Below are 7491 nucleotides of genomic sequence, written 5' to 3'. Positions count from 1 at the left end.
TTGGCCTGGGCAGCGTTGGCACGCGCCTGCCAGCCGTTCAGTCTGGCCAGCCACTCGCGCGGCTGGTGGTTGTCGAAGCCCCCATCGCGCCGTCGCTTGCCGAAGCCCTTGGACTTGGCAAGCCCCGCGCATCCCACGGGCAGCAGGCAGGCCACGAGCAGGCAGATCTGGGCAATGGTCATGGAAACTCCAGGAGGTTGTAGGGGCTGCGCCAGCAGTTGCCGTGGCGCCGGCTTTGTCGGGCCAAGGGCTGCGTCCCTTTGAGGGAGCCGGTGAAGCCGGCAGCGATAACGCTCATCTTCGGTCCGACAGGGCGTGGGCGATGGTGCCCAGGTCCACGTATTCGAGTTCGCTGCCCACCGGCACACCGCGAGCCAGCCGCGTCGACTTGATGCCGCGCGCACGCAGCGCCTCAGCCAGCACGTGGGCCGTGGCCTCGCCCTCTGCCGTGAAACTGGTCGCGAGGATGACCTCCTCGACTTCCTCCTCCGCCGCCCGCGCCAGCAGCTCGGCCGCGCCGATCTGGCGCGTGCCGACCCCGTCCAGCGGGCTCAGCCGTCCCAGCAGTACGAAGTAGTAGCCGCGGTAGGACCCGGTGCGCTCCAGCGCCGCCTGATCCGCCGGCGTCTCGACAACGCAGAGCAGCCGTGCGTCGCGTTCGCCGTCCGCGCAGACGCCGCAGATCGGCGTCTCGCTGAAGGTGTGGCAGCGTTCGCAGTGCTTGATGCTTTCGCACGCCACCGTCAATGCGTCGGCCAGCCGCGGCATGGCCAACCGGTCATGCTGAAGCAGATGGTAGGCCATGCGCTGGGCCGACTTCTGGCCCACGCCCGGCAGGCGCTTGAGCGCCTCGATCAACGTCTCAAGCGCGGTCACGAAGGCGCTTTAGAACGGGAACTTCATGCCTGGGGGCAGCGGCATGCCGGCGGTCAGCTTGCCCATCTTCTCGGCGCTGGTGGCCTCGGCGCGGCGCACCGCGTCGTTGAAGGCGGCGGCCACCAGGTCTTCCAGCATGTCCTTGTCGTCGGCCAGCAAGCTGGGGTCGATGGTGACTCGGCGAACCTCGTTCTTGCAGGTCATGACGACCTTCACGAGACCGGCGCCGCTCTGGCCCTCTACTTCGATGTTGGCGAGCTCTTCCTGCGCCTTCTTCAGGTTGTCCTGCATCGCCTGGGCTTGCTTCATCAAGCCGGCGAGTTGGCCTTTCATCATGATCGTGTCCTTGTCAGTTAGAAGGTGTCAGCACGGGCTGCACGGAGCCCGGCAGGATGCGTGCCGACGGGAATTGGGACAGCAGCGTCCGCGTCATCGGATGGTTGGCGGCCAAGTCTTCGGCCGCGCGCTGCTGGGCCTCGGCCCGGGCCACCGTCCGCAGGGCGATGGAGTCCTCGGCCACGCCGGCCTCGATGTCCAGCCTCGCATTCATCGCCGCTTCCAGCTTGGCGACGAGGGCGGGTGCGCGCAACGATTCGCGCTCAATGCGCAGCTTCCAGACCTCGCGGCCGTCCACGATGTCGCAAGCCAGCGCCTGGGCCTGACGGGCGAGTTCGCCAGTCATGCCCGGCAGGTTCAACGCGGCGATGCGTTCGACCCAGCGGGCCCCCTCGGGCGTCTCACGCAGCACGGCACGCCGGGACGGCTCGGGCTCGCCGCGGGCAGCGGGCGCTGCGGTGGCGGCCGGCGCGTCATCGGCATCCATCCACGGCGGCGGCGCATCGTCGATGGGGGGGCCATCGAAGGCCATATCGTCCTCGGCCACGGCCTCGCGCTCGACCGGGCGCGGACGCAGTCGGTCGCTCAGCCTGGGCGTCGCCGACTCAGCCTCCAACGGAGCCGCAACGGCGGGTGCAGGTGCAGTGGCCTGGGGCACCGGTGCCGGCACGGGGCCAGCCACCACCGGCGCAGCTGCCGGCGCGGGCGGCGGCATGAACTTGGGCAGCGGCACCGCGACGACGGCCTTCGCCACTGCCGGCGGACGCACCAGCGCGGCGGCCTTCACGGGCTTGGGCTGGGTGCCGGCAGGGCGAAAGGCCAGCATGCGCAGGAGCACCATCAGCAAGCCCGCGTACTCGTCAGGCGCCAAATGCAGTTCGGCGCGACCGTGCAAGGCCATGCTGTACATCAGCTGGATCTCGTCGGCCGGCAGCGCGGTGGCCAGGCGGCGGATCTCGGCAGTCTCGTTATCGCTGTCGTCCAGCGCGGTCGGCGCGGCCAAGGCCAGTGCCATCTGCTGGAACAGCGTGGCCAGGTCTTCCAGCGTGCCGGCGGCCGACAGGCCTGCGCCACGCAGCGCATCGGCCTGGGCCACGACGGCTTCACCACTGGCCGCCGCCAGTGCATCGACGATGGCCACCACGTGACCACGGTCCACGCTGCCCAGCATCTGGCGCACGCCCGCCTCGGTCAGCGAGCCGGCCCCGAACGCGATGGCCTGGTCGGTCAGCGACAGCGCGTCGCGCATGGAGCCGCGCGCCGCGCGTGACAGCAGGCGCAGCGCGCCCGGCTCGGCCGGAACGCTCTCGGCACCCAGCACGTTGCCCAGGTGCATTTGCACGTCCGCCGCAGCCATGGGACGCAGGTTGAACTGCAGGCAGCGCGACAACACGGTGACGGGCACCTTCTGCGGGTCGGTCGTCGCCAGCACGAACTTCAGGTATTCGGGCGGCTCCTCCAGTGTCTTCAGCATCGCGTTGAAGGCGGTGTTCGAGAGCATGTGCACTTCGTCGATCATGTAGACCTTGAAGCGCCCGACGACCGGCTTGTAGACGGCCTGGTCCAGCAGCTGCGAAATCTCCTCGACACCGCGGTTGGACGCCGCGTCCAGTTCCACATAGTCGACGAAGCGGCCAGCATCAATGTCGCGGCAGGCCGCGCAGACGCCGCAGGGCTGCGCCGTGATGCCGCTGGTGCCGTCCGGCCCCGTGCAATTCAGGCTCTTGGCGAGGATGCGCGATACCGTCGTCTTGCCCACGCCGCGCGTACCGGTGAACAGGTAGGCATGGTGCAGCCGCCCCTGCGTCAGCGCGTTGGCGAGGGCTTGCACGACGTGCTCCTGACCGACGAGCTGCTCGAAACTCTGCGGACGGTATTTGCGGGCCAGGACCTGGTAACTCATGGAGCGGGATTCTATGGGCGGCCCCACCGCGGATAATCCCGCCCCATGACCTCGCAAGCCCCCCTCACCTACGACCAAGCCGGCGTCAACTACGACCTGATCGACCCGCTCAAGATCACGGCCCAGCGCGCCGCCGCCGCCACGGCTTCCCACCTCGCCAGCCATGGCTTCAGCGAAGTGAAGGCCTCGCGCGGCGAGTCGGCCTATGTCGTGGACGTGGGGCCGTTCTACATCGCCTCCATCGTCGAATGCCTGGGCACCAAGACCCTGGTGGCCGACGAGATGGCCAAGCTGACGGGCAAGAGCTTCTTCGCCGGCATCGCGCAGGACACTATCGCGATGGCCGTCAACGACCTCATCACTGTGGGTGCGACGCCACTGGTCGTACAGGCCTACTGGGCCGCCGGCGGCAGCGACTGGTTCGGTGACGCCCAGCGCGCCCAGGCGCTGGTGGCCGGCTGGAAAGCTGCCTGCGACACCTGCCAGGTCGCCTGGGGTGGTGGCGAGACTCCGGCGCTGGCCGGCATCGTGGAAGACGGCCGCATTGATCTGGCCGCCTCCTGCACCGGGCTCATCAATCCCAAGGAGCGGCTGTCGGTGGGCGACAAGCTGGGCGCGGGCGACGCCATCGTGCTGCTGGCCTCCAGCGGCATCCACGCCAACGGCCTGAGTCTGGCGCGCAAGCTGGCCGAACGTCTGCCCCAGGGCTACCAGACCGAGATCGAGCCAGGCCTGACCTATGGCGAAGCACTGCTCGCGCCAACCGCCCTGTATTCGCCGGTGACAGAGGCGCTGTGGAAGGTCGGCATCACGCCAAACTACTGCGCCAACATCACCGGACATGGCTGGCGAAAGCTGCTGCGCCATCCCTCGCCCCTGACCTACCGCATCCACACCGTGCCGCCCAAGACGACCGTGCTGGACTTCATCCAGAAGCAGGCCGGGCAGGACGACCGCGAGGCCTATTCCACGCTGAACATGGGTGCCGGCTTCGCCATCTTCGTCAAGGCCGAGGATGCCGAGCGCACCGCGCAGATCTCACGCGACTGCGGCATCGAAGCATGGGTGGCCGGCACGGTCGAAGCGGGCGAGAAGCAGTTGCTGATCGAACCCCTGAACATCCGCTTCAGCGAAGACGACCTCGCACTGCGCTGAGGCATGGAAGGCTCCTCGCGCCAGTCTGGCCCCGCAGCACGCGGCACGCAGGCGCGTCCGCACGGATCACGAGATAACGGCGAGGCTCGCGACGTTGAGCCGCAAGCACATTGTGCGAGGCGGGCCGATTTGGGGCAGCTCGGCACGGGCCCCGCAGAACTCGACATCTGAAATGACGTGGTTCTACACCCAGATGGTCCAGTGGCATGTGCTGCTGGCTTGGTGCAGCGTGAGCCTGTTCTTCGTGCGCGGCCTGCTATTCCAGTTCGGCTCGCCACGGCTGCAGGCCGTGGCCAAGGACGCGCGCCTGCTGGTACTGGTGTTCGGCGTCAACGCCTGCCTCCTCGTCACCGGGCTGAGTCTGTGGGGTGCCATCGGCTACCACCCGGTGCGCAATTGGTGGCTGGGCGCCAAACTCGTCGCGCTGGTGGGCTACCTGATCTGCGGCCACTGGGCGATGAGCCAGGCTCGCCTTCATGTGCTGGGCTACCTCACGGCGCTCGCGCTGCTTGCCCTCGCCATGGACTTGTCCATCAACCGACAGTTCCTGCCCGGTTAGAATCTCGCTCGACGGGCCTCCCCGCATGGAAGCGCGCCCAACCGGGTCAGGTGGGGAACCAAGCAGCCCTAAGCGTTGCAACCAGTGCCGGGGGTAAGGCTCGTCACCCTCATCCTTGAGGGTCCAGTCAGATCAATAGCAGCGATCTGACAACGACTTGGCAGCCCTTGATGCTGCACAGAGCTCTGTCACTTTCCGTCACCCACGGAAATGCCTGCCGTACTCGGTCGAGGCTCGGTGACTCATACCCCATCTGGCTTCACTGGCGCGCGCTTCTGGAAGTCGGATTCAAGCAAGCAATGGTCAATTCCGTGGCACCGTGGCATGGTGCACCACAGCAGCTCGATGCTGCGCGACATCCGCCACCGCGCCCAGGCGGGGAGCAGTTCGAACTCTGCGACGCGCGCACGCAGCGATGGGGCGGTGACATTCAGGCCAAGAGCGAGACGCCGCTCGCCATCGCTTTGGCCATGAAATGCGCGCACGATGGCCCCAGGCTGGTGGCCATCGCGGGGCGAGAGAATCCGCCCCCTCCTGAATCACCCTCAGTTGCCCGGCGACTTCGGGATGTCGGTCGAGCGCACCGTCAAGGTCGTCAGTTGGCCTCCTCCGGACACGCTCCCGCTGGTCTGGCCTTCACGCACCCGGCGTTCGCATAGATCGCGGTCTTCCGGGGGCTGGGCCTGGCAGCGCAGCAGCGCATTGCGAGCCCATTGCTCCGGGCGGTCACCCGGGGCGACCAACTGCCCCTTGCGCGCCTGGGCGTAGGCCGCGCCAGCTTCGCGCAGGCAGACGTCACGGGGCTCGCCAGTGCGCCCGCTGATGCAATCGGCCTTTTCACGCTCGTACTGCAGGCGCAACGGATCAACGTTCCCGGCCTTGGGGCCGGCAGCCTGCGCCACGCCAGCCAAGACCATCAGGCCCGCGGCCAGCCAGGCCGCAGAAAGACGATGGCGGGGTCGGGTGCGGTGGTGCTCGGTCATCTCGATCTCCTTTGATGAGCGTCGACAAGGACATGGCCTCAGCCGCGCGCGCGCACCGGCTGGCTGTCATTCGAAATGTAGACCTCAACGCGACGGTTCATGGCTCGGTCTGACGAACTCGAATTGCTGGCCACCGGATAGGCCTCGCCATAGCCGCGGGTCGAGATGCGGGTTGGGTCGATGCCGCGGGCGCGCAACGCATCTGCCACGGCCTGGGAGCGGCGCTGCGAGAGAGCCAGATTGGCCGAGTCGCTGCCGACACTGTCGGTGAAGCCCTCGATGAGGATGCGGCGGTCGGGATGCTGATTGAGGTAATGGGCCAGCTTGTCGAGGGCGTTCTGTGCGGCAGGCTTGACCTCGGCACGGCCAAATTCGAAGAGCACGTCGCCCAGCGTGACCAGCATGCCTCGATCGGTCTGCCGCGCCTGGAGATCGGCCAACTCCTGCTGCAGTGCGGCCGCCTGGGCCTGCGCCTGGGCGGCGTCCGCGCTGGCCGCAGCGGCCTGCTGGCGTGCGGCGTTGGCGTCAGCGTTGGCGTTGGCCGCCGCGATCTGCGCATTGGCCGCCTGGGCCTGGGCAACACTGGCGCGCCGCGCATTGGCATCGGCCCGGACGCGTTCGCGATCGGCCTCGGCGGCCTTGATGGCCTCCTCCTCGGTCGCTGCCCGGCCGATGGCCATCGCGGTGCGGGCCTGCGTCGAGGCGATATAGGCGGCCGAGTCGATATCGGCCGGCGATTCACGCGTGGCGCTCAGCTCTTCGGCGCGGCGCAGCGAATCGGCAGCCTTCTTGACGTCCAGCGAGGCGTACTTCAGCACCGCAGGGTCGGCCTCGGCGCTGCGCACATTGGCGCGGGCCTGCTCCAGTGCGGGCGTGACGGTGGGCGCGCTGGCGCAGCCTGCGAACAGCACGGTCGCAGCAGCCAGGGCGGTAACGGATGAAGTGAAGCGGAGGGCGTGCATGGCAGTCCTTTCGATGAAGTCAGGAACGGTTGAGCTGCGCCTGCAGCTGCTGGATGCTCTCGCGCACCTCGGTCAACGCGCGGCTGGAACGGGCGGAGCGCGCCGTGGCCTGGGCGAGCGCAGCATCGGCCGCAGCCTCGTCGGCGAGCTGGCGCGCGGCCACGTAGTCCTTGCGGGCCATGGCGGCGTTGGCGCGGGCCAGCTTGTCGCGGGCCGTGGACAGTTCGGCAGGCGCTTCAGCGGCATTGCCGGTGGCCTGATCGACCGCAGCATTGGCCACCGCCATCTGCGCCTTCGGGGCATCGCCCGTCGTCGAGCATGCGGCCAGGGCGGAGGCGGCAAACACCGCCAACAACGCCGCCCGACCCTTCATCGGATGGGGATTCATACGAACTCCTGTGGTTTGAAGTCCTCAGCGTTCATGCATCGGCATCGCGCCGGGACCAGGTTCTTGGAGGATGCAAATTCAGTATTCGCGACGAGCAGCGCACCACCCGTCAGCGCGTGGCGGCACCGGATGTGGGAGATGCCCTACAGCCCTTTCGGGGTGTCATGTCCGGGCCCGGACGGGTCGAGGGGCTGTTTCTCGGCCCAGCCTCAGCCGGTGGCCTGACGAAAGGCCATCACGGCCTGATTGCGCAGGGTGCGCAGCAGCGACAGCTCCTTGTCGCCCAGCTGCACGGCGCCGGCCATGGGGTGATCGGCGTAGATCAGCCC

Annotated in this window: 9 protein-coding genes and 1 other RNA gene; 3 read left to right on the top strand and 7 right to left on the bottom strand. The window is 68.1% G+C overall.

The window, feature by feature from the left end:
* The 4 genes from VGF12_RS21420 to dnaX all read right to left on the bottom strand — a co-directional run.
* Positions 1–182 (bottom strand): MAPEG family protein (locus VGF12_RS21420; RefSeq protein WP_414710175.1); only part of this gene is annotated, 182 nt, incomplete at its 3' end.
* A gap of 112 nt (positions 183–294) precedes the next feature.
* Positions 295–876, bottom strand: a complete 582-nt coding sequence (recR, locus tag VGF12_RS21415) for a recombination mediator RecR (protein ID WP_331178076.1) — start codon at positions 874–876, stop codon at positions 295–297.
* A 9-nt stretch (positions 877–885) separates the two neighbouring features.
* Complete coding sequence (locus VGF12_RS21410) at positions 886–1212, bottom strand: YbaB/EbfC family nucleoid-associated protein (RefSeq protein WP_088483366.1); 327 nt, start codon at positions 1210–1212, stop codon at positions 886–888.
* 13 nt (positions 1213–1225) lie between these two features.
* Positions 1226–3115 (bottom strand): DNA polymerase III subunit gamma/tau, encoded by a 1890-nt coding sequence (dnaX, locus tag VGF12_RS21405; protein WP_331178075.1) that lies wholly within the window; start codon positions 3113–3115, stop codon positions 1226–1228.
* Positions 3116–3160: 45 nt separating this feature from the next.
* Between dnaX and VGF12_RS21400 the strand changes: the two genes are divergently transcribed.
* From VGF12_RS21400 to ffs, 3 genes are all read left to right on the top strand, one after another.
* On the top strand, positions 3161–4270 hold the full coding sequence (locus VGF12_RS21400; protein WP_331178074.1) for an AIR synthase-related protein: 1110 nt from the start codon (positions 3161–3163) through the stop codon (positions 4268–4270).
* Between the two features lie 172 nt (positions 4271–4442).
* Entirely contained in the window at positions 4443–4829 is a 387-nt protein-coding gene (locus VGF12_RS21395; protein ID WP_331178073.1) for a SirB2 family protein, read from the top strand.
* 10 nt (positions 4830–4839) lie between these two features.
* Positions 4840–4937, top strand: an RNA gene (ffs, locus tag VGF12_RS21390) — signal recognition particle sRNA small type.
* Between the two features lie 437 nt (positions 4938–5374).
* Here the strand turns inward: ffs and VGF12_RS21385 are convergent.
* The 3 genes from VGF12_RS21385 to VGF12_RS21375 are packed head-to-tail and all read right to left on the bottom strand — an operon-like array spanning position 5375 to position 7162.
* Positions 5375–5812: a hypothetical protein gene (locus VGF12_RS21385; protein WP_331178072.1), complete on the bottom strand. Its 438-nt coding sequence runs from the start codon at positions 5810–5812 to the stop codon at positions 5375–5377.
* A gap of 38 nt (positions 5813–5850) precedes the next feature.
* Entirely contained in the window at positions 5851–6774 is a 924-nt protein-coding gene (locus VGF12_RS21380; protein WP_331178071.1) for an OmpA family protein, read from the bottom strand.
* Between the two features lie 19 nt (positions 6775–6793).
* Positions 6794–7162: a DUF4398 domain-containing protein gene (locus VGF12_RS21375; protein WP_331178070.1), complete on the bottom strand. Its 369-nt coding sequence runs from the start codon at positions 7160–7162 to the stop codon at positions 6794–6796.
* Positions 7163–7491 lie beyond the last annotated feature (329 nt).

This window comes from Roseateles sp. (assembly GCF_036404855.1).
Taxonomy (GTDB): Bacteria; Pseudomonadota; Gammaproteobacteria; order Burkholderiales; family Burkholderiaceae_C; genus Pelomonas.
The sequence above is the reverse complement of the archived record's forward strand: the minus strand, read 5'-3'. Positions and strand labels throughout refer to the sequence as shown.

Bases quoted from the DNA above. Each gene is read 5' to 3' on its own strand.
- VGF12_RS21410 (WP_088483366.1), bottom strand. From the start codon at position 1,212: ATGATGAAAGGCCAACTCGCCGGCTTGATGAAGCAAGCCCAGGCGATG.
- dnaX (WP_331178075.1), bottom strand. From the start codon at position 3,115: ATGAGTTACCAGGTCCTGGCCCGCAAATACCGTCCGCAGAGTTTCGAG.
- VGF12_RS21400 (WP_331178074.1), top strand. From the start codon at position 3,161: ATGACCTCGCAAGCCCCCCTCACCTACGACCAAGCCGGCGTCAACTAC.
- VGF12_RS21395 (WP_331178073.1), top strand. From the start codon at position 4,443: ATGACGTGGTTCTACACCCAGATGGTCCAGTGGCATGTGCTGCTGGCT.
- VGF12_RS21385 (WP_331178072.1), bottom strand. From the start codon at position 5,812: ATGACCGAGCACCACCGCACCCGACCCCGCCATCGTCTTTCTGCGGCC.
- VGF12_RS21380 (WP_331178071.1), bottom strand. From the start codon at position 6,774: ATGCACGCCCTCCGCTTCACTTCATCCGTTACCGCCCTGGCTGCTGCG.
- VGF12_RS21375 (WP_331178070.1), bottom strand. From the start codon at position 7,162: ATGAATCCCCATCCGATGAAGGGTCGGGCGGCGTTGTTGGCGGTGTTT.